This is a genomic window from Azoarcus indigens, assembly GCF_004361735.1.
GTDB lineage: Bacteria > Pseudomonadota > Gammaproteobacteria > Burkholderiales > Rhodocyclaceae > Azoarcus > Azoarcus indigens.
This window is the reverse complement of record NZ_SNVV01000004.1, coordinates 127,903-148,373: the sequence shown is the minus strand read 5'-3', so window position 1 is coordinate 148,373 and position 20,471 is coordinate 127,903. Positions and strand designations below refer to the sequence as shown.

The following is a 20,471-nucleotide window of genomic DNA, read 5'->3' as shown; positions in this document are numbered from 1 at the left end:
CGCAGCGCACGGGGCACTGCAGAGAAGGACAACATCCTGGAAACCGCTCTCCCCTCCGCATTCGAAACCGCCTCCGGCTTCTTCGGCGGCATCGGCCTCTTCCTGCTCGGCATGCACCTGCTCACCGACGGCCTCAAGCTCGCCGCCGGCCGCGCGCTGGAAGACATGCTGGAACGTTCCACCTCCACCCGCCTGCGCGGCCTCGCCGCCGGGGTGCTCATCACCTCGCTGGTGCAGTCCTCCACCGCGGTCACCCTGGCCAGCATCGGCTTCGTGAACACCGGGCTGCTGTCGCTGCAAAACGGGCTGTGGGTGATCTTCGGCTCCAACGTCGGCTCCACCATGAACGCCTGGCTGGTGGCCGCGCTCGGCTTCGGCTTCAAGATCGACGCCTTCGCCCTGCCCTTCGTCGGCATCGGCGCCATCCTCATGGTCGCCACCCGCGCGGTGCGCGGCCGCGCGCTGGGCCAGGCGCTGGCCGGTTTCGGCCTGCTGTTCATCGGCATCGGCGTGCTGCAGGACACCTTCTCCGCCTTCGGCCGCGGCTTCGACCTCGCCGCCCTCGCCATTCCCGGCATCACCGGCTACCTGCTGCTGGTCGGCCTGGGCACGGTGCTGACGCTGCTGATGCAGGCCTCAGGCGCGGTCATCGCCCTGGTCATCACCGCCGCCCAGACCGGCCTGGTGCCCATCGAAACCGCCTGTGCCATCGCCATCGGCACCAACATCGGCACCACCTTCACCGCCATCCTCGCTGCCATCGGCGCCACGCCCAACGCCAAGCGGCTGGCCGCCTCGCATGTGTTCTTCAACCTCATCGCCAGCGCGGTGGCGCTGATGCTGCTGCCGCTGCTGATCGCCTTCGTCGAGCGCATCGGCGGCTGGTTCGGCGGCACGCCGACGCCGGCAGTGATGATCGCCCTCTTCCACACCACGGTGAACGTGCTCGGCGTGCTGCTGATGGTGCCGCTGGCCGACCGGCTGCTGCGCATTCTCTCCGCCCGCTTCGGCGGCGACGGGAACGAGACCCGGCCGCAGTACCTGGACGACAACGCCGTCGCCGTGCCCGACCTCGCGGTACGCGCCCTGCGCCGCGAGCTCGGCCGCACCCAGCAGTACGCCTGCGCCGCGCTGGCCTGCGCCGCCGCCCAGCCGGCCAATGCCGCCGGCGTACAGACGGCCCGCGCCCGGCTGGAAACCCTGGCCGAAGCCATAGACCGCTACAGCGGCCGCATCACCTCCCTCAGCCTGCCGCTGGCGCTGGGCGAGCGCCTCGCTCGCAGCCTGCGGGTGCTGCAATACCAGCAGACCGGCACCGACTACGGCCGCCACGCCGCCGAACTCGGCGGCCTGCTCGGCCCGCTGGCGGACGAGGAACTCGCCGCCGCCGCGCTCGCCTTCACCACTGCCACCGCCGAACTCGCCCGCCAGGCGGAAACCGACGCCGAGGGTTTCCGCGCCGCCGCGCTGGAAGAGCAGTTGCTGCGGGTGGAGAGCGACTATGCCCGGCTGAAGGAGAGCCTGCTCGCCGCCGGAGCCCACGCCCGCCTCAACATCCACGAGATGCAGGAGCGGCTGCGCCAGGCCAGCCTGCTGCGGCGGGCGGCCGAGCAGGCGGCCAAGGCGGCGCGCCACCTCGCCGCGCTGGACTGCGGCGCGGTGGAACCGCAGGACGGCGACGCCCAGACCGCCGAGCTGGCCGACGTTGCCTGATCCCGCTGCCGCGCGCCGCCCTGGCGGCGGGCTAGAATTCCGCCCTTTCCTCCTGCCCAGGCGCTTCCGACCATGAGCACCCGCTCCTACGCCCGCCCCGCCTTCGAATCCAAGCTCTGCCCGCCGGAGCAACTGGCCGAACGCGCAGCCGCACTGCCGCAGCCTCTGGTGTTCACCAACGGCTGCTTCGACATCCTGCACCGTGGTCACGTCACCTACCTGGCGCAGGCGCGGGCGCTGGGCGCAGCCATGGTGGTGGCCCTCAACACCGACGCCTCGGTGAGGCGCCAGGGCAAGGGCGACGACAGGCCGATGAACCCGCTGGAAGATCGCCTGGCGGTGATGGCCGCGCTGGAAAGCGTGGATCTCGTCACCTGGTTCGACGAGGACACGCCCATCGCCCGCATCCTCGACGCACGCCCCGGCATCCTGGTGAAGGGCGGCGACTGGGCGCCCGAACGCATCGTCGGTGCGCCGGAAGTACGCGCCTGGGGCGGCGAAGTCCACTCTATTCCCTTCGAAGTAGAACGCTCCACCACCGCGCTGATCCGCCGTATCCGCGGAAAGTGATAGCGGCCCGGCTGAAGAAGGGCAGCCGGCCTCGCTTCATGACATACAGCTTTCTTTAATTTTTCTGAAACCTCCTATTTAAATTCCTGCAAAACAGGACGGACACACTGGCGCCCGCCGCAATAGCGGACTCCCTTACGGCGGGCCCCTCCCATACCGCCGTCCGTCAGACAGGAACCCCGGGCAGCCAAACAGGCAGCCCGATCTGGAGATTTTGGATGAAACTCAAAGCACTGCCCTTGCTGCTGGCCGGCCTCGCACTGAGCGCGCCCGCCACCGTCCTCGCCGCCGGCCCGACGGTTTACGGCAAGGTGAACGCTTCCTTGCAGAAGTTCGACATGGAGCAGATCAGCGGCGGCCAGGTCGTCAGCGAGCGCGACGACTGGCAGATGCGCAGCAATGCGTCCCGCATCGGCGTCAAGGGCGACTACGACATCAACGAAAGTCTTAAGGCTGTCTACAAGCTCGAGTACGAGATCTCGGTCGATACCGGCACCAACAGCAACGGCCGCGAATTCGCCGCCCGCAACATCGTCGGCGGGCTGCAAGGCAGCTGGGGCACCTTCCTGTTCGGCCGTCACGACACGCCGCTGAAGCTCATCCAGGAGAAGGTCGACCGCTTCAACGACCTGCAGATCGGCGACATGTCGAACTTCCTCGTCGGCGAGTTCCGCCGCGACAACATGATCATGTACACCTCGCCGGACTTCCGCGGCTTCAACCTCACCGCCGCCTTCTCGCCGGGCGAGAGCGCCATCGGCGCCGACGGCAAGGAAGACGACAGCCTGGCCGACTCCGCCTCCTTCGCACTGACCTATGGCGCCGGCACAGACCTCTACCTGGCGCTGGCCCACGAGCAGAACATGGCCAGCAACAGCAGCGCCGGCAGCTCGGACATCACCCGCCTGGTCGGCGAAGTGAAGCTGGGCGCGGTGAAGGTGGGCGCGCTGTACCAGACCGCCCGCCAGCACAAGAGCGAAGACGCCATCGCCGGCGTTCCTTCCGGCATCAACCAGTTCGGCAGCAGCTTCGAGAAGCAGGACGCCTGGCTGCTGAGCGGCGAATGGGCGGCGACCAAGGCCATCGTGCTGAAGGCCCAGTACGGCTACTCCGAGAGCAAGCCGCTGACCGCCAACCGCTCCGATGCCGAAGCCACCCAGATCGCCGTCGGCATCGACTACAAGCTGGACAAGAACTCCAAGTTCTACGGCTACTACGCCCAGGTCGACGTCGAAGGCGACAGCGCCTACAGCACCGGCAAGCCGTCGGACAAGACCATAGGCGTGGGCTACGAGATCAACTTCTGATCTCCGCTTCCCCGGCTTCTCGCTTCATCGCATCGGCATCGGCGGGTTTCCCCGCCGGTGCCTTTGCCTGCTGAAAACAATCCCCCGCATCCGCCGCCGCATCGCGGCCCCCGCTACAGGACGTTCCAGATGACCCGCTCCCGCCTGCAACTCTCCCTCCTCCTGCTCGCCAGTCTGCTGCCCGGCCCGGCAATGGCCGAGTCCGACGTCGACCAGGCCGATTCCCTGCGCTTCCAGCAGTTCTTCGAGGACAAGAGCGATTCGATCAAGGTCTGGCGCGAAACCGACGGCAAGATCGAAAGCGGCCGGCGCAAGCCCATGGTGAAGACCTATGAGGAAGGCGCCCCCGCGGGCAAGCCTGCCGCCGCCAGTGCCGCCCCGCCAGCCGCCGCAAAAGCCCCGGTGGCCAAGGCTGCCGCTGCCGCACCGGCCGAGGAAATCCGCGGCCTGCGCTACGAAATCCGCGAGCGCTACACGTTGGACCGCAGCGACGACACGCCCTACTCCGCCCTGCACGTGGTCACCGCCATGCACAAGCAGATGGCCGGACTGTGCCCGAACGGCTGGCGCAAGTACGCCGAGCGCAGCGAGCCGGTGGGCAAGGACTTCTTCCTCTACTACGAACTGGAATGCCTCTGAGCAGCGCCTGACCGGCGCCGCTGGGGCCCGCCTTGCCCCGCGTACCCAGGCCCACGGTGGCCGGCGAAGAAGCGCTTGAACGAAGGACGAGGTCCGGCCCCGGACCCGCCCCAACCGCCCCGCGGGCCGTCGCTCAGACCGGGCCCGGCCCGTCCGTTCCGGCCGCCCGCTGTTCCGCCCTGCTTCCGCCACCCGGCCGGCGCGGCAGGCGCAGGCGCATGGTGGTGCCGCAGCCGGGCGCGCTGCTTACGTCTATGCTGCCGCCCAGCAGGTCGCGCACCAGCGAATCGACGATGTGCAGGCCCAGCCCGCTGCCGCCCTGGCCCAGCCGGGTGGTGAAGAAGGGGTCGAAGATGCGGCGCAGATGGCTGGGCGGAATACCGCAGCCGTCATCGCTCACTTCGATCAGCACATGCGCCTCGCCGTCCGCGCGGCCACTGACCTTCACCCGGCCGCTGTCGCGGCCCTCGAAGGCGTGGGTGATGGCGTTGTTGATCAGGTTGGTCAGCACTTGCCCCAGCGGGCCGGGGTAGCTGTCCAGCATCAAGCCCTCCGCCACCTCGGTCTCCAACGCGTAGGGCAGGCGTTTCAGCGACGGGCGCAGCGTCATCGCGATCTCGTCCACCACCTCGGTGAGGGCGAACTCCCGCCGCTGCGAACTCGCCTGGTCCACCGCAACCTGGCGGAAGCTGGCCACCAGCTCGGCGGCCCGGCCGAGGTTGCGCTCTATGATGTCGTTGCCTGAAACCGTCTCTTCCAGGTATCGCTCCAGCGAGGAACGCTTCAACCCCTGCGCCAGCTCGCGCTGCATGGCGCGGGTGTGATCGCGCACCGTGTTGGAGGCGATCAGGCTGTTGCCCAGCGGGGTGGACAGCTCATGGGCAACGCCCGCCACCAGCGAGCCCAGCGCCGCCATCTTCTCCGAGCGCAGCAGGCCTTCCTGCGTCACCCGCAGGTGATCCAGCGCGGCGCTGAGTTCGGCGGTGCGCTCGCTCACCCGCTGCTCCAGCGTGTCGTTGAGCTCCCGCAGCTGCTGCGCCGCCTCGCGCTCGGCGGTGATGTCCTCGTAGGCGACGACGAACATCACGCCCAGCGAGGCCAGCTCCACCTTGTTGCCCGAGACCTCGCACAGCCGCCGGTCGCCGCCGCCCTGCGGCTGCATCCAGGCCTCTTCCGCCTGCACCAGCGGCGCGGCGGCGATGCGCTCGAAGAAGCTCGCCCGCTGCCGGGTATCGCACCACAAGCCGAAGGTGTGATTCGCCCGGCCGCGGGAAGCCTCGGCATCGAAACCGAACAAGCGCTCCCAGGCGGCGTTGGCATCCACCAGCCGCAGGTCCTCCGACCACACCGCCATCGGCACCGGCGAAGCCTGGAACACCGCCGAGAACTTGCGCTCCGCCTCGCGCCGGGCACTCTCCTCTTCCAGCTGCGCGGTGACGTCGAGGTCGATGCCGACGATGTAGTAGTCGCCCTCCTCCTCCGCCGGAATGGCGAACAGCGTGGCCAGCACCTGCAGCATCCGGCCGTCGGCGCGACGCACCGCCATCAGTTCCGGGCCCCGGGTTCCGCCGGCGCGGTCTATGCCGGCCAGCATCTGCGCATACTGCTCGGCCTGCCGCGGCGACAGCACCAGCTGCTCCAGCGTGCGTCCCATGGCCTGCTCGGCGGTGAAGCCGTACAGGCGCTCGGAGCCGGGGTTCCAGTAGACCACCCGGCCGGCGGCGTCATACCACCGGATGGCGACCTCGGTGGCGTTGTCCAGCATCGCCCGCAGGCGGGCCTCGCTGCGGCGCAGCGCCTCCGCCGCCAGCCAGCGGGCGGTGAGGTCGTGGCCGATGGCAGCGATGCCGCCCTTGCCCTGCTCGCCCAGGTGCAGCGTCCACGCCACCCGGTGATGGCCGCCGGCGCAGTCCACCACCTGGCCTTCAAAAGAGGCGGTAGGCGCCCCGGCCCGCAGCGCGGCGAGGGCCGCGTCGCACCAGCGGCCACCGGCGCCCTCCCCGCCTTGCAAGTAGGCATCCAGCGGCTGGCCGGCAAGCGCCTCCGGCGCGACGCCCAGCAGGCGGCAGACGGCGGGGTTGGCGTATTCCACCCGCGCCGCGTCGTCCAGCCTCAGCACCAGCTCGGAGGTGCTCTCCAGGATTTCGCGGTAAGCCGCCTGGCTGGCGGCGATGGCTTCTTCCCGGCTATGGATGGCCTCGCTCATGCCGCCGAAGGCCGCGGCCAGTTCGTTGAACTCCACCACCCGCGAGCGCCGCCAGCGCAGGCCGTAGTCGCCACGGGCGATGCGCTCGGCGAACTCGCCCAGGCTGCGGAACTGGCGGCCGAACAGCGCCGCCTGCATGCCGGCGCCGGCCAGCCCCAGCACGACCGCGCACAGCAGGCCCAGCATCATGATGGTGCCGGCGGTGCGCGCGGGCCGATAGGCCTCCGCCGTGGGCCGCATCACCAGCACCCCCCAGTCCAGCTCAGGGATGCGCAGCAGCGAGCCGACCATCTCCTCGCCCATCAGCTCGAAATGCACCAGCGGCAGCTCATCGCGGCTGCGGTCGCGGACGAAGTCGAACCCGCTGAAATCCAGGTAGTGGGTGTCCGGGTCGGCGGAGGAGTCCACCAACACATGCCCGCGCCGGTCCAGCACCAGCGTGGCCACGCTGCTGCCCTCGCTGAGGCCTTGCACCCGCGTCATGAAATCCTTCAGCTGCAGTTCGGCGATGACGGTGTGGGCGCCGATGCGGTAGGCCACCGCCACCGTGCGGCGGGCGCTGACCGGCGACAGGAAGGCGTCCGTCCAGCGCACGTCGGCGGCGTCCTGCGCCAGCCGCCACAGGGGATGGGAGGAGAAGTCGATGCCGATCAACTCATTGCGCAGCAGCCGGCGCTCCGACTCCACGCCGACGCCGACCACCATGCCCAGGCCGTCCAGCAGGTAGACGTTGGAAAAGCCGCTGCCGGCATCGACGAAGGCATCCAGCCGGGCGGACAGCGTCGCCTCCGGCCCGCGGCCGAGGTCGGCGAGAATGCGGGCGAAGCTGGAGACGGCGAAGCGCGGCCCATCCAGCACCGACTCCACCTGGGCGCGGATGGCGCGGGCGAGCTGGATCTGGCGGCGCTCCACCTCGCCCTCGTTCTGCGGCAGCAGCCAGCCGACCACCAGCGGATAGACGATGGCGAAGGTGATGGTGGCGACCAGGATGGAACGCAGGAACAGCAGGTGCGACAGCCGCGCCCCCGGCAGCCGCAGCCGCGCGCGCCAGCGCGGCGGCAGGCTGGAACCGGGGTCCGGCTGGCCGCTCACCGGGTTTCCTCCCCGTCCAGCAGCGCCACCTTGCGGTACTGGCCCACTCGCACCGCCGCCATGAAGAGATCGCGGCGGGAATCCCCGTAGGCGTCCAGCGCCACCCTGTGCTGCAGGCCGTCGAAGCCGCCGTGGGCGAGCAGGCGCCGGCGCACCTCGGCGCGGCTCGCGTCCGGCGCCTCGCGCAGGGTGTCGAGCAGCAGATGGGCGGCGTCGTAGGCGGCCACGCTGACGATGCCGGGCGCCACCTGGAAGCGCTCGATGTAACTGCGGCGGAAGGCGATGTAGGCCGGCGCGCTGCTGTCGCGATCGAAGAACTGCGGCACGTACATGCCCTCCACCGCTCGGCCGCCTATCTCAATCAACTGCTCGGTGGCGGCCCATTCCGACGCCGCCAGGCGCAGCCGCGGCTCCCGCGCCCGCACCAGCCGGGCGATGCGCGACACATCCACCACGCTGGCCACCGCCACCACCAGGTCCGGCCGGGCGGCCAGGATGCGCTCGACCTGGGGGCGCAGCCTGGACGACGTGTCGCCACGGAAGGACTCCCGGCGCACCACGCTGCCGCCGCCGGCCTTGAAGGCGCTCTCGAAGCTGTCGGCCCAGTCCGCGGTATAGGCGGCGTTGGCCTCGTCGGTGATCAAGGCCACCCGCCGGCTGCCTTCGGTTTCCAGGAAGTAGCGCGCGCTGACCGAGCCATAGGTCTGGGCGGTGGAGACCACGCGCAGGAAGTAATCATCTTTCCCGGCCAGCTGGCTGCCGGTGACGGAAGGCGACAGCAGGGTGATGCCGGCCTCGTTCGCCATCGGCACCACCACCTCGGCCACCGAGCTGGTCATCGGCCCGATCACCGCGACCGCGCCGGCATCGATCAGCGCCTTCATGGCCTCACGCGCGGTATCCGGGCGCTGGCCGTCGTCCCTCACCACCAGCTCGAAGCGGCGGCCGGGCTCGCTGGCGTTGGCGTCGTCCAGCGCCAGCAGCACGCCGCTGCGCGCTTCGATGGCGGCGTCCGAGAAGCGTCCGCTGAGGCTGCCGATGAAGCCGATGCGCACCGGTTCCGGCTTGGCGCAGGCGCCGGCGGCCAGCACCGCCGCCAGGGTCAGCGCACCGGCGGCGAAGCGACGCCAGCCCGCGACCCGGCCGGCGCCCATGTCAGCCGCGAGCACCGGCGTGGGCGCGCAGCCAGGCCAGCCACTCGGCCGCCGGCATCGGCTTGGCGTAGAGCCAGCCCTGGCCCAGTTCGCAGCCCATGGCGCGCAGGGCCGCGGCCTGGGCCTCGGTTTCTATGCCCTCGGCCACCAGTTCCAGGCCGAGGCGGTGGCCCAGACCGCAGACCAGTTCGGCGATCTCCGCGCCCTTGCCCGGGCGGTCCAGCTCGGAGACGAAGCTGCGGTCTATCTTCAGCCGGTCCACATGCATCTGCTGCAGGTAGGAGAGCGAGGAGAAGCCGGTGCCGAAGTCGTCTATCGCCACCTCCAGGCCCATGGCCTTGATCTGGTCGAACAGTTCTATCATCCGCCCCGGCTCGCCCATGGCCACCGATTCGGTGATCTCCAGCTCGATGCAGTGCGGCCGCACGCCGCTATCGGCCACCGCGGCGCGCAGCTTGTCGAGGAAGCTGGGGTCGCGGAACTGGATGGAGGAGACGTTGATCGCCATGCGGAGGTCGAAGCCCAGCTCCGCCATCTCGGCGGCCTGGCGGCAAGCGTGGCGTATCACCCATTCGCCCAGCGGGGTGATGAGGCCGGAGCGCTCGGCCAGGGCGATGAAGCGGTCCGGCGGCACCATGCGGCCATCGGCGGCGCGCCAGCGCAGCAGCGCCTCGGCACCGACGCAGCGGCCGCTCGCCAGCTCGATCTGCGGCTGATAGACGAGGAAGAGGTGGTCGTCGGCGAAGGCCTTGCGCAGCTCGTTGAGCAGATTGACGCGGTCGCGGATCTCCTCGCCGATGCGGCGGGTGTAGCTGGTGAGGCTGCCGCGCTCGGCGCGCTTGGCCTGCTTGAGGGCAAGGAAGGCATCCTCCAGCGCTTCGCTGCCATCGCCCTGCACCTCCTTCAGCCGCACCACGCCTATGGTGACGGAGACGGTGATCTCGTTGCCCTCCACCGCCAGCGGCCGCTCGAACAGGCCGGCGAGGACGGCCTCGTCCGGGCTGCAGCCGCGCCAGAACACCGCAAAGGTGTCGCTGCCCACCCGCGCCACCTGCGCATCGCCGCAGCCATGCGCCAAGCGCTCCGCCACCGCCTGCAGCAGGCAATCGCCGAAGCGGTGGCCGAGAGCGCCATTGATCTCGCCGAAATGATCCACGTCGATCACCGCCAGCAGGCCGTCTGCCCGGGTACCGGCGGCAAGGTGCTGGTCCACCATCTCGATCAGGTGGCGCCGGTTAGGCAGGTTGAGCAACTGGTCGTAATAGGAATACGCGTTCAGCCGCTCCAGCAGATGGGCGTTGTCCAGGCAGACGGAGACGTTGGCACAGAACACCTGGATGAGATGGGCATCCAGCCCTTCGTCCATCAGCTCCGCATCCACATAGGCGGCCAGCGCGCAGTCAGGGCCGCCGCCGATGTGCAGCGCCAGCCCGTTGCCCGCCTCCAGCACGGTGGCGCCCTCCACCAGCGCGCGCTCCAGCATGTCGGCGATGAGCGGGTCGCCGATGGCGGACAGCGGATGGCTGATGGCGTGCTCGAAGCGCCCGGCGGCGGCGATCACCACCGGCCGGGTGTCGCCGTCGCGGCGGGCGCAGACCAGGCCCTCCGGCTGCAGTCCGAGCAAGGCGGCGATCTGGGTGATGACGCCGGCGGCGAATTCGGCGATGCCGCTGGTCTGCAACAGCGACGCGCTGCCATTGACGATCTTGCTGAGGCCGATGCGGCCGGCGTTGATGACGTGGATCTGCATGTAGGTGCGGATCGCCGCTGTCAGCGCCGCGTACAGCCGGCCGCGGGAAAGCTCGGTCTTGTTCTTGTAGTCGTTGATGTCGTAGTCGCGTATCGCTTCCAGTTCCGGCGCGTAGCCGGGCTGGCCGGTGCGCAGGATGATGCGCGTCTCGCGCAGGGCGTAGCGGTTGCGGATCTCCTCCACCAGCCGCAGACCTGCATCTTCGGTCTCCATCACCACGTCGAGCAGGATCACCGCCAGATCGGCGCCGTCGGCGAAGAAGCTGCGCGCCTCCGCGGCGGAATGGGCATGCAGGAAAAGCAGTGGCCGCCCGAGGATCTCGGTGCCGGACAGGCTCAGCTCGGTGCTGCGATGTACGTCCTCGTCGTCATCGACGATCAGTATCTTCCACGCCTGCCTGTTTCTTTCCCTGTGCGGCCCGGTTACGGGTTGCGGTTCATCGGCAAACTCGAGCAGATCGTCGTCGCTCATGCAGGCTCCGTTACTGGCGCTATGTGCGTGTCGTCCGCAACACTGTCCGACGGACGGCAGGATGCCGCAGTTTAGAGCAGCGAAGCCACGCCGCATACAGCGCCCCCGCTCGCCGGTAGAATAGCGGCCGATGTCGCCCATGCCGCCCGCCCCCTCCGCGCTCCACGTCCTCGAACACGTCTTCGGCTACACCGCCTTCCGCGGTCCGCAGCAGGACATCGTGGAGCACGTCGCCGCCGGCGGCGACGCTCTGGTGCTGATGCCCACCGGCGGCGGCAAATCGCTGTGCTACCAGGTACCGGCGCTGCTGCGCGAAGGCACCGCCATCGTGGTGTCGCCGCTGATCGCGCTGATGCACGACCAGGTGAGCGCACTGGTGGAGGCCGGCGTTTCCGCCGCCTTCCTCAACTCCAGCCTGGACATGGACCGCGCCCGCGCGGTGGAGCGCGCGCTCTACGACGGCGAGCTGGACCTGCTCTACGTCGCCCCCGAACGGCTGATGACGCCGCGCTTCCTCGACCAGCTCGACCACCTGCGCGACACCGGCCGGCTGGCGCTGTTCGCCATCGACGAGGCGCACTGCGTGTCCCAGTGGGGCCACGACTTCCGCCCGGAATACCTGCAGCTCTCCATCCTGCCGGAGCGCTACCCGTCGATTCCGCGCATCGCCCTCACCGCCACCGCCGACCGCCAGACGCGCGAGGAGATCGCCCAGCGCCTGCGGCTGGAGGACGCGCGCCGCTTCGTCTCCAGCTTCGACCGCCCCAACATCCGCTACACCATCGTGGACAAGCAGGATGCGCGGCGCCAGCTGCTCGGCTTCATCCGCGAGGAATTCCCCAGCGACGCCGGCATCGTCTATTGCCTGTCCCGCCGCAAGGTGGAAGAGACCGCCGCCTGGCTGTGCGAGCAGGGCGTCAATGCCCTGCCCTACCACGCCGGCCTGCCCGCCGAACAGCGCGCCGAGCACCAGACCCGCTTCCTGCGCGAGGACGGCCTGGTGATGGTGGCCACCATCGCCTTCGGCATGGGCATCGACAAGCCGGACGTGCGCTTCGTCGCCCACCTCGACCTGCCGCGCTCCATCGAGGGCTACTACCAGGAAACCGGCCGCGCCGGCCGCGACGGCCTGCCGGCGCAGGCGTGGATGGCCTGGGGTGCGCAGGACGTGGTGCAGCAGCGGCGGATGATCGACGAATCCGAGGCCGGCGAGGACTTCAAGCGCCTGGCGCGCAACCGGCTCGACGTGCTGGTCGGCCTGGTGGAAGCCACCACCTGCCGGCGCCAGCACCTGCTCGCCTACTTCGGCGAGGACGCCGCCCCCTGCGGCAACTGCGACAACTGCCTGAACCCGCCGCAGACCTGGGACGCCACCGACGCCGCGCGCAAGGCGCTGTCCTGCGTCTATCGCACCGGCCAGCGCTACGGCGCCGGCCACCTCATCGACGTGCTGCGCGGCGAACGCAGCGAGAAGGTGCTGGAGCGCGGCCACGACCAGGTGAGCACCTTCGGCATCGGCGCCGAGCTGGACGAGAAGCAGTGGCGCACCCTGTTCCGCCAGCTGGTGGCGCGCGAATACGTGGCGGTGGACCACGAACGCTACGGTGCGCTGGCGCTTACCGACCTCGCCCGCCCGCTGCTGCGCGGCGAGGCCGAGTTCCTGATGCGGCTGGTGCCGGAGCGCGACAAGCGCCGCAGCAAGCGCCCGGCCCGCATCGACATTCCCGGCGGCATCCCGACCACGCTGTTCGACCGCCTGCGCGCCTGGCGCGCCGAAACGGCCAAGGAGCGCAACGTGCCGGCCTACGTCATCTTCCACGACGCCACGCTGCGCGAGATCGCCGTCGCCCGACCCGCCAGCCGCGATGAACTGGCCGGCATCTCCGGCATCGGCGACCGCAAGCTGGACGCCTACGGCGATGCCATCCTGCAGGTGATTGCGGAGACGAACTGAGGCGGGACCCGTGCTACCCGGGCGCCCGAATGAAAACGCCGGCACGAGCCGGCGTTCCTCCTTGCTGCATGAGCGGTCTGAAGCGGCTCACAGCACCTTCAGCAGTTCCACTTCGAACACCAGGGTGGCGTTCGGCGGAATCACGCCACCGGCGCCGCGCGCGCCGTAGCCCAGTTCCGGCGGAATCGTCAGCTTGCGCGTGCCGCCCACCTTCATGCCCTGCACGCCTTCGTCCCAGCCGCGGATCACGTGGCCAGCGCCCAGCGGGAAGTTGAACGGGTCGTTGCGATCCTTGCTGGAGTCGAACTTGGTGCCGTCGGTCAGCCAGCCGGTGTAGTGCACCGACACCATGGCGCCCTTCTCGGCGAGGTCGCCGCTGCCACTCTCGATGTCCTCGTAGACGAGGCCGCTGGGCGTGGTGGTCTGGGTCATCGGGGTTCTCCTGCGTGATCGAAAAGCGGCGATTCTACCCGCCCTGCCGCCGGCGGCCGGCAAACTTCTCGCGGAACTTGGCCACCTTGGGCGCCACCACGTACTGGCAGTAGGGCTGGTCGCTGTTGTTGGCGTAGTACTCCTGGTGCTCCACCTCGGCCGGCCAGAAGGGGCCGGCGCGCTCGACGCGGGTGACGATGGCGTGCGGGTAGACGCGCGCCTCGCCCAGTTCCTCGATCAGCGCCAGCGCGGTGTGGAACTGCTCGTCGGAGGTGAAGTAGATCACCGAGCGGTACTGGGTGCCGATGTCGTTGCCCTGACGGTCCAGGGTAGTGGGGTCATGGATGGTGAAGTAGATCTCCAGCAGTTCGCGGAAGCTGATGCGCGCCGGGTCGAACTCGATCTTCACCACTTCGACATGGCCGGTGCCGCCGGCGCACACCTGACGGTAGGTGGGAGCCTCCAGGTGGCCGCCGCTGTAGCCGGAGACCACCGACTCCACCCCCTCCACTTCGAGGAACACCGCTTCCAGGCACCAAAAGCATCCGCCGCCCAGAATCGCCGTCTCTCGCCGGCTTTCGTTAGTCGTCGTCATTTCGTTCGCCTCTCTCTGTTCTCTTGGGATTTTGCTCATAAGACAACATAGCCGACGCCGCATTCAAGCGTCGGTTCCCGATATCAACGGAAAGAGAGGGAGTAATACACATCCAGCGCGTTGTCGGTGCCGCCGCGGGCGACCAGCGACACCCGGCGGCTGAGCTGGTAGCTGAGCTTCACCAGCGTCTCCGCGCCGCCCAGGCTCTGCTCGAAGGACAGCACCAGATCGGAAGACAACCGCTTACCCACCGACAGCACCTGGCCGGTGACGGTGGGGTCGCTCACCGTGCTGCCGCCACCGGCCACCTGGCTGGTAGCGGTGCGGGAGGCGCTGTTGAGTTCGCCCTGGCCAATGGAGAAGCTGTCGAAGCCCAGGCTGCGGCTAAGCTCCTCCGTCATGCCGCCGCCGGGGCCGCCCAGCAGCGCCTGCGCCGCCGGCAACAGCAGCGCGAGGTCGGCGCCGCCGGCGGCGTCCGGCGCCCGGCCGAGCACGATCCAGGACAGCTTCTCCGGGTCCGGCACGTTGGGCTGGGACACCAGCCTCACCTCCGGCCGCCGCGCGCTGCCGGTGATGGCCACACCGGCCTCCACCGCCAAGCCCTTGCGCAGCGCGATGATGTTGAGGCCGGGGTTGTCCACCGGGCCCTGGAAGTTCACCAGGCCGCGCTCTATCGACAGGTTCTGGCCGTAGCCGCGGAAGCTGCCGTCCACGGTGGAAACGGTGCCGGTGGCGCTGAGGCCGCGGCCGGGCTGCTGGCGCAGGCGCAGCTCGCCGCCGAGGCGGGTGTCCAGCCCGAGTGCGGAGAGGTAGAGGGCATCGCCCAGCGACACCCGCACATCCGCGGTCAGCGCAAAGCCGCCGCCCTCTCCCGCCGGCTGGTCGTTGCGACCGATCACCACCACGTCTTCCGACAGCGCCGGCGGCGCCGACTCGCCCATCTCCAGGTAGCCGGCATCGGCGCGGAAGGCGGCGTCGATGTTGGCCGAGGTCCAGGTGGTGCGCGCCTCGCCCTTGCCGGAGAGGATCAACCAGCGGTCCGCCCGCTGCAGCAGCGGCAGGCGGTCGGCGCTGAACTGGAAGCGGCCGTCGCCGCTTTCCAGTGCCACCTCGCCGCTGGCCTCCAGCGTGCCGGGGGTGGCGGTGAGGCGGGCGAAAGGCACCCGGTTGTCGCGCGGCCTCGCCCGGTTGGGGGAAACGAAGGCCAGCTTGTTGAGGCGCAGGCGCTCGCGGTCGAAGGCGGCATCCAGCTCGCCGCCGGACAGGATCAGGCCCTGGTCCACCAGCGCGATCTGCAGGCCGGCGCCCTGGATGGTGCCGGCGGCCTGGGGCGCCTCCGGCGTGCCGCCGACCGAGAACTCGGCGTTCAGGCTGCCAGCAGTCTCCACGCTCTCCTCCAGCAGGCGGCCCACCCAGGCGATGGAGGGAATGGACACGGTGGCCGAGCCGGCCAGCGGCGCATCCGGCGCCAGCTGCCAGCCGCCGTCCGCGGTGCGGGACAACTGGGTGCTGGCGGAGCCGGCGACCTCGCCCAGCTCGCTGCCGCGGGCGTTGAAGCTCAGCCCCAGCCGGTTGGCCTGGGCGGTCAGCCGGGCTTCGAGCGTCTCCAGCCCCAGGCTGAGCCCGGCACCGGTATCCAGCCTGAGGTCGCCGGACTCACGGAACAGCCGCGCTTCGCCATCCAGCGTGTTGCCGAGGCGCAGATCCCATTCGGCGCCCAGTGTCAGCGCGCCGCGACTGCGCCGCCGGCCTTCCTGCAGGGCGGCCAGATCCAGCACCAGGCCGGTGAGCGAACCGCGCACCGCGCTGGAAGCGGGCGACCAGCGGGTTTCCTCCAGCCGGATGCGGCCGCGCTCGCCGGCGGAGAAGGAAGCAGCAGCGAGCTGCGCGCGATCGGCCGCCAGCTCCAGCGCCGCCGGCGCCTCCAGCTTGAGCGGGAAGCGGCCGCCGATCTCCAGCCGGGCGAGACTGCCGCGCCAGCGCGGGCCGCTGGCGGGGGTATCCGCGCCGCCTTCCAGGCGCAGGCTCAGGGTGTCGTGCTGCAGACCCTCGGCGGCGAGTTCGATCACATGGGCATCGCGCTGCCCTTGGGCGTTGAGATTGGCGTGGTCCACCAGCGTGCCTGACTCGCCCGCCTGACGAACGCCGAGCACGTCCAGCGCCAGCGCGAAGCGGCCGCTCCTGCCCGGCTCCAGCGAGCCCTGCCCCTGGGCGTTGGCGATGTGCAAGCCGCCGGGCAAGCCAAGCGCGTTGGCAGAGAGCTGCATCGAGCCGGCCGGCTCTTCCAGCCCGCCGCGCACTTCGCCCTGCAGGCTGGCCTGGCCAGCAAGGCCGTAGCCCAGCGCGGCCAGCGCGCGGGCATCCACGTTCAGCGTCAGGCGATCCTCCTTGCCGCCCCAGGCGCCGTTGGCGGCGACCTTGTTGCCGGCCACGTCCAGCGCCAGATCCACCAGCGGCAGGCGCTCGCCCTCCAGCCTGAGCTTGCCCCTGCCGGTCAGCGGATGGCCCTGGAAGCGGCTTTCCGGCATGGCGAAGGCGAGGTCCAGCGTCAGCGGCTCAGCCAGGCGGCCGCTGGCATCCAGATCCAGGTTGAGCCTTGCCGACGGCGCGCCGGGATAGACCGCGCCCGGGTCCAGGTTGCGCAGCTGTGTTCTGGCGGCGAAGCGGCGGGTGCCGTCCGCCTCGGCCTGCAGCTCGACCTTGCCGTCCAGCCTGGCGCTGCCCACCTGCAAGGCCAGTTCGGCCTGCTGGCGGGCGTCGTCCGCCTCCGCCCGCAGCGAGCCGCCGATGCGCTGGCGCGGCAGGCGGCTGTCCAGCCGGGAGGTGTCTATGCCTTCCAGGCGCAGCGCGGCAAACACCTGGCCGATGACGGCAGCCGGCTCATCCGCGACCGGTTCGCCAGCAGACACAGGCGGGGCGTCCGGCGCCTTGCGGCTGGCGCTGCCGCTGATGCGGCCGCCGCCGGACAGGCGCAGCTCCAGCCCTTCCACGCCGGCTTCCGCACCGCGCCAGTAGATCTGGCCGGCCAGGCCATCCACCGGCAGGCCGCCGCGGTCCCAGGTGTCCGGCTGGCGGTTGCTCAAGCGCACCGGCCCTCGCAGGCCGATGCCGCCGTCCGCGGTCGCCTGCGCCTGCAGGTCGGCGTTGAGGTCGAGCAGCGCCTTTGGCGCTTCCGGCGCGAAGCGCGCGGGGTCCAGCCCGCTCAGTTCGAGTTGCAGATTGCGCAGCGGCAACGGTTCAAAGGGCGTGGCTTCGACCTGGCCGGTGCCCTGCATGCCGGCGCCCTCGGCCTGCAACTGCAGCCGCGGCGCGAGCAGATCGCCATCGGCACTGAGATTCAGCCGGTAGTCATGCGCCTCGCGCTGGCCGGCGAGGCTGGCCTCGGCCTGGAGCGGAAAGGGGCTGGCGGCGCCGAGTTCGGCAGCCAGGGTGGCGTCGCCGAAAGGCAGGCGGAGCTGCAGGCCGTCCAGGCGGTGATGCTCGCGATCGCTGTGGAAGGCGGCGCGCAGGGTGTCGAAGGAGAAAGCGGGCGGCGCGGCCGGATCGTCCAAATCACGCAGGGCGAAGCGATCCACTTCCAGGCTGTCCACCGCCACGGCCAGCGGCAAACGCAGGCTGCCGGGTGCAGTGAGCGGAGCATCGGCCTGGTCGTCCGGCACGGCACGGCGGGCCACATCGACCTCCTCCGCCCGCAGGCGCTGGATGGCCAGCTGGCCGGACAGCAGCGCCGATGGCCGCCAGTCCAGTTCCAGCCCGCGCAGGTCCAGCACCAGATCGGCGCTGACGAAATGCAGCCGGCCCAGGCGCAGCGGACCAGCCAGGGAGCCGGTGGGCGCTTCGATCTCCACGCCAGCCCTCTGCGCCAGCCCGGCTGCCGTGCGCAGGCCGGATTCGGTGCCCAGCAGCCAGGCCGCGGCGGCCAGCGCCACCGCGACCAGCAGCAGGATGGCGGAAAGCAGCCACCAGGCGCAGCGGCGCAGGCGGCCCTGGGGGCGGGCGGGCGTCTGCTGGCTGGCGTCCGGCCCCGTCATCCGTCCTTACCCGAACAGCGCGCGCAGGCCGTCGCCCGGCTCCGGCACGCGCATGAAGGCTTCGCCGACGAGGAAGGCATTGACGCCGCGGCCGCGCATCAGCGCCACGTCGGCCGGCTGCAGGATGCCGGACTCGGTGACCACGATGCGGTCGGCCGGCATCGCCGGCAGCAGCGCCAGCGTGTTCTCCAGCGAAACCTCGAAGGTGCGCAGGTTGCGGTTGTTCACCCCGACCAGCGGCGTCTGCAGCTGCAGCGCCTGCTCCAGCTCGGCGCCATCATGCACTTCCACCAGCACCGCCATGCCGAGCTGCCAGGCGATGGCTTCCATGTCGCGCATCTGCGCCAGGTCCAGGCAGGCGGCGATCAGCAGGATGGCATCCGCGCCCATCGCCCGCGCTTCATAGACCTGGTAAGTGTCGACGAGGAAATCCTTGCGCAGCGCCGGCAGCTCGCAGGCGGCGCGGGCGGCTTGCAGGTACTCCGGCGCGCCTTGGAAGAAGGGGCGGTCGGTGAGCACCGACAGGCAGGCGGCGCCAGCGGCGGCGTAGGAGGCGGCGATGGCGGGAGGATCGAAATCCGCCCGGATCACGCCCTTGGAGGGGCTGGCCTTCTTGATCTCGGCGATGACCGCAGGCCGGCCGGCGGCCATCCTCGCCCGCATCGCGCCAACGAAATCCCGCGCCGGCGCGGCCGCCTCCGCCTCGGCGCGCACCGCGGCGAGCGGCTTCTGCGTCAGCGCCGCCGCCACTTCCTGACGCTTAACGTCGACGATCTTGGCAAGGATGTCGCTCATTGCGGGGCTCCGAAACGGCGGGTGTAACGCACGAACTCGTCCAGCTTGGCCCGCGCTGCGCCGGAGGCGATGATCTCGCGGGCGCGCAGGATGCCGGCGCCGATGGAGTCGACCAGATTGGCCGCATAGAGTGCCACACCGGCGTTGAGGATGACGATTTCGCGCGCCGGGCCGGGGCGGTTCTCCAGCGCGCCTATCAGGGTCTGGCGCGACTCGTCGGCGTCTTCCACCCGCAGGTTGCGGCTGCCGGCCATGGCCAGGTCGAAGTCTTCCGGATGGATCTCGTACTCGCGCACCTGGCCGTCCTTCAGCTCGCCGACCAGCGTGGCCGCGCCCAGGCTGACTTCGTCCATGCCGTCCAGGCCATGGACCACCAGCACATGGTTGGCGCCCAGGCGCTGCATCACCCTGGCCTGGATGCCGACCAGGTCGGGATGGAACACGCCCATCAGCGTGTTGGGCGCGCTGGCCGGGTTGGTCAGCGGGCCGAGGATGTTGAAGATGGTGCGCACGCCCATCTCGCGCCGCACCGCGGCCACGTTCTTCATCGCGCTGTGGTGGCTGGGCGCGAACATGAAGCCGATGCCCACCGCTTCCACGCACTCGGCGACCTGCTCCGGCGTCAACACGATGTTGGCGCCCAGCGCCTCCAGCACGTCGGCGCTGCCAGACTTGGACGACACGCTGCGGTTGCCGTGCTTGGCGATGCGCGCGCCGGCCGCGGCGGCGACGAAGATAGTGGCGGTGGAGATGTTGAAGGTGTGCGAGCCGTCGCCGCCGGTGCCGACGACGTCGAGGAAGTGATCATGCGGCGGCGCCACGACCACCTTGGTCGCCAGTTCGCGCATCACGGTGGCGGCGGCGGTGATCTCGCCTATGGTTTCCTTCTTGACGCGCAGCCCGGTGAGGATGGCGGCGGTCATCACCGGCGACACCTCGCCGGCCATGATCTGGTGCATCAGGGAGAGCATCTCGTCGAAGAAGATTTCGCGGTGCTCTATCGTGCGCTGCAGCGCCTGCTGGATGGTGATGCTCATGCTCTTTTCCTTGTCTGTTCGTAGCGGAAGCCGGGGCGGGCCGCTCAGGCCGCCGCGCGGAGGAAGTTGCGCAGCAGGTCGTGGCCACGCTCGGTCAGGATGGACTCGGGATGGAACTGCACGCCTTCCACATCGAATTCGCGGTGGCGCACGCCCATGATTTCGCCATCCTCCGTCCAGGCGGTGATTTCCAGGCAGTCCGGCAGCGAGGCGCGCTCGATGGCGAGGGAGTGGTAACGGGTGCAGCACAGCGGGTCAGGCAGGCCGGCGAACACGCCGCTGTTGCGGTGGCGCACTGGCGAGGTCTTGCCGTGCATCGGCCGCTGCGCATGCACCACCTTGCCGCCGAAAGCCGCACCTATGCTCTGGTGGCCCAGGCAGACGCCGAGGATGGGCAGCTTGCCGGCAAACTCCTTGATGGCGGCCACCGAAATGCCCGCCTCCGCCGGCGAACACGGCCCAGGCGAGATCACCAGACGCTCGGGCTGCAGCGCGGCGATCTGTTCTAGGGTGATTTCATCGTTGCGATAAACCTTCACCTTGGCGCCCAGTTCGCCGAAGTACTGCACCAGGTTGTAGGTGAAGCTGTCGTAGTTGTCGATCATCAGCAGCATTTCGACCCCGCAGGTCTCGTTTCTGGAAGTGGGTTGCGCACCGGGCGCGGCAGGGAGGCGAGCCAGGGCCGCCATCGCTCCGCCGCCATTGCCGGGCGCTGCGGGTGAAAC

14 protein-coding genes are annotated in these 20,471 nt (G+C 70.0%); 5 read left to right on the top strand and 9 right to left on the bottom strand.

Translation table 11 applies throughout. The annotated features are described in order from the left end of the window. Positions 1 to 111: 111 nt before the first annotated feature. The 4 genes from C7389_RS06615 (at position 112) to C7389_RS25095 (ending at position 4,229) form a co-directional block, all read left to right on the top strand. Complete coding sequence (locus tag C7389_RS06615; protein WP_133589594.1) at positions 112 to 1,713, top strand: Na/Pi cotransporter family protein; 1,602 nt, start codon at positions 112 to 114, stop codon at positions 1,711 to 1,713. A gap of 72 nt (positions 1,714 to 1,785) precedes the next feature. After that, positions 1,786 to 2,283 (top strand): D-glycero-beta-D-manno-heptose 1-phosphate adenylyltransferase, encoded by a 498-nt coding sequence (rfaE2, locus tag C7389_RS06610; RefSeq protein WP_133589592.1) that lies wholly within the window; start codon positions 1,786 to 1,788, stop codon positions 2,281 to 2,283. A 218-nt stretch (positions 2,284 to 2,501) separates the two neighbouring features. Beyond that, positions 2,502 to 3,590: a porin gene (locus C7389_RS06605; RefSeq protein WP_133589590.1), complete on the top strand. Its 1,089-nt coding sequence runs from the start codon at positions 2,502 to 2,504 to the stop codon at positions 3,588 to 3,590. A gap of 129 nt (positions 3,591 to 3,719) precedes the next feature. Next, on the top strand, positions 3,720 to 4,229 hold the full coding sequence (locus tag C7389_RS25095) for a hypothetical protein (protein ID WP_211168187.1): 510 nt from the start codon (positions 3,720 to 3,722) through the stop codon (positions 4,227 to 4,229). A gap of 133 nt (positions 4,230 to 4,362) precedes the next feature. Here C7389_RS25095 and C7389_RS06595 read toward each other — a convergent pair whose 3' ends face one another. Genes C7389_RS06595 through C7389_RS06585 form a run of 3 tightly spaced genes read right to left on the bottom strand, consistent with a single transcriptional unit; the run spans position 4,363 to position 10,902 of the window. Continuing rightward, positions 4,363 to 7,527 carry a PAS domain S-box protein gene (locus C7389_RS06595; RefSeq protein ID WP_133589588.1) on the bottom strand — a complete coding sequence of 1,055 codons (3,165 nt, stop codon included), beginning with the start codon at positions 7,525 to 7,527 and terminating at the stop codon, positions 4,363 to 4,365. Next, positions 7,524 to 8,696: an ABC transporter substrate-binding protein gene (locus tag C7389_RS06590; RefSeq protein ID WP_133589586.1), complete on the bottom strand. Its 1,173-nt coding sequence runs from the start codon at positions 8,694 to 8,696 to the stop codon at positions 7,524 to 7,526. Before C7389_RS06590 ends, C7389_RS06595 begins: the two co-directional genes overlap by 4 nt. Then, complete coding sequence (locus C7389_RS06585) at positions 8,683 to 10,902, bottom strand: putative bifunctional diguanylate cyclase/phosphodiesterase (RefSeq protein WP_133589584.1); 2,220 nt, start codon at positions 10,900 to 10,902, stop codon at positions 8,683 to 8,685. Before C7389_RS06585 ends, C7389_RS06590 begins: the two co-directional genes overlap by 14 nt. Before the next feature lie 139 nt (positions 10,903 to 11,041). On the opposite strand from C7389_RS06585, the gene recQ reads away from it, so the two are divergent. After that, the gene (gene recQ, locus C7389_RS06580) at positions 11,042 to 12,856 is read left to right on the top strand and encodes a DNA helicase RecQ (protein WP_246034658.1); all 1,815 of its coding nucleotides are present in this window, start codon (positions 11,042 to 11,044) and stop codon (positions 12,854 to 12,856) included. An 87-nt stretch (positions 12,857 to 12,943) separates the two neighbouring features. Here recQ and C7389_RS06575 read toward each other — a convergent pair whose 3' ends face one another. From C7389_RS06575 to C7389_RS06550, 6 genes are all read right to left on the bottom strand, one after another. Then, the gene (locus C7389_RS06575; RefSeq protein ID WP_133589580.1) at positions 12,944 to 13,288 is read right to left on the bottom strand and encodes an FKBP-type peptidyl-prolyl cis-trans isomerase; all 345 of its coding nucleotides are present in this window, start codon (positions 13,286 to 13,288) and stop codon (positions 12,944 to 12,946) included. Between the two features lie 34 nt (positions 13,289 to 13,322). After that, positions 13,323 to 13,883 (bottom strand): peptide-methionine (S)-S-oxide reductase MsrA, encoded by a 561-nt coding sequence (gene msrA, locus C7389_RS06570; RefSeq protein WP_133589578.1) that lies wholly within the window; start codon positions 13,881 to 13,883, stop codon positions 13,323 to 13,325. 83 nt (positions 13,884 to 13,966) lie between these two features. After that, a complete protein-coding gene (locus C7389_RS06565; RefSeq protein WP_133589576.1) occupies positions 13,967 to 17,914 on the bottom strand; it encodes a translocation/assembly module TamB domain-containing protein in 3,948 nt (1,315 codons plus the stop codon). 6 nt (positions 17,915 to 17,920) lie between these two features. Beyond that, entirely contained in the window at positions 17,921 to 18,709 is a 789-nt protein-coding gene (gene trpC, locus C7389_RS06560; RefSeq protein WP_133589574.1) for an indole-3-glycerol phosphate synthase TrpC, read from the bottom strand. Further along, positions 18,706 to 19,746: an anthranilate phosphoribosyltransferase gene (trpD, locus tag C7389_RS06555; RefSeq protein ID WP_133589572.1), complete on the bottom strand. Its 1,041-nt coding sequence runs from the start codon at positions 19,744 to 19,746 to the stop codon at positions 18,706 to 18,708. Before trpD ends, trpC begins: the two co-directional genes overlap by 4 nt. Before the next feature lie 44 nt (positions 19,747 to 19,790). Beyond that, complete coding sequence (locus tag C7389_RS06550; RefSeq protein WP_133589570.1) at positions 19,791 to 20,360, bottom strand: aminodeoxychorismate/anthranilate synthase component II; 570 nt, start codon at positions 20,358 to 20,360, stop codon at positions 19,791 to 19,793. Positions 20,361 to 20,471: the final 111 nt, after the last annotated feature.

Excerpts from the sequence above, each read along its gene's own strand:
- recQ (WP_246034658.1), top strand. The coding sequence starts at position 11,042 with ATGCCGCCCGCCCCCTCCGCGCTCCACGTCCTCGAACACGTCTTCGGC.
- trpD (WP_133589572.1), bottom strand. The coding sequence starts at position 19,746 with ATGAGCATCACCATCCAGCAGGCGCTGCAGCGCACGATAGAGCACCGC.
- C7389_RS06605 (WP_133589590.1), top strand. The coding sequence starts at position 2,502 with ATGAAACTCAAAGCACTGCCCTTGCTGCTGGCCGGCCTCGCACTGAGC.
- C7389_RS06575 (WP_133589580.1), bottom strand. The coding sequence starts at position 13,288 with ATGACCCAGACCACCACGCCCAGCGGCCTCGTCTACGAGGACATCGAG.
- trpC (WP_133589574.1), bottom strand. The coding sequence starts at position 18,709 with ATGAGCGACATCCTTGCCAAGATCGTCGACGTTAAGCGTCAGGAAGTG.
- C7389_RS25095 (WP_211168187.1), top strand. The coding sequence starts at position 3,720 with ATGACCCGCTCCCGCCTGCAACTCTCCCTCCTCCTGCTCGCCAGTCTG.
- rfaE2 (WP_133589592.1), top strand. The coding sequence starts at position 1,786 with ATGAGCACCCGCTCCTACGCCCGCCCCGCCTTCGAATCCAAGCTCTGC.
- C7389_RS06585 (WP_133589584.1), bottom strand. The coding sequence starts at position 10,902 with ATGAGCGACGACGATCTGCTCGAGTTTGCCGATGAACCGCAACCCGTA.
- C7389_RS06565 (WP_133589576.1), bottom strand. The coding sequence starts at position 17,914 with ATGACGGGGCCGGACGCCAGCCAGCAGACGCCCGCCCGCCCCCAGGGC.
- C7389_RS06615 (WP_133589594.1), top strand. The coding sequence starts at position 112 with ATGCACCTGCTCACCGACGGCCTCAAGCTCGCCGCCGGCCGCGCGCTG.
- C7389_RS06550 (WP_133589570.1), bottom strand. The coding sequence starts at position 20,360 with ATGCTGCTGATGATCGACAACTACGACAGCTTCACCTACAACCTGGTG.
- msrA (WP_133589578.1), bottom strand. The coding sequence starts at position 13,883 with ATGACGACGACTAACGAAAGCCGGCGAGAGACGGCGATTCTGGGCGGC.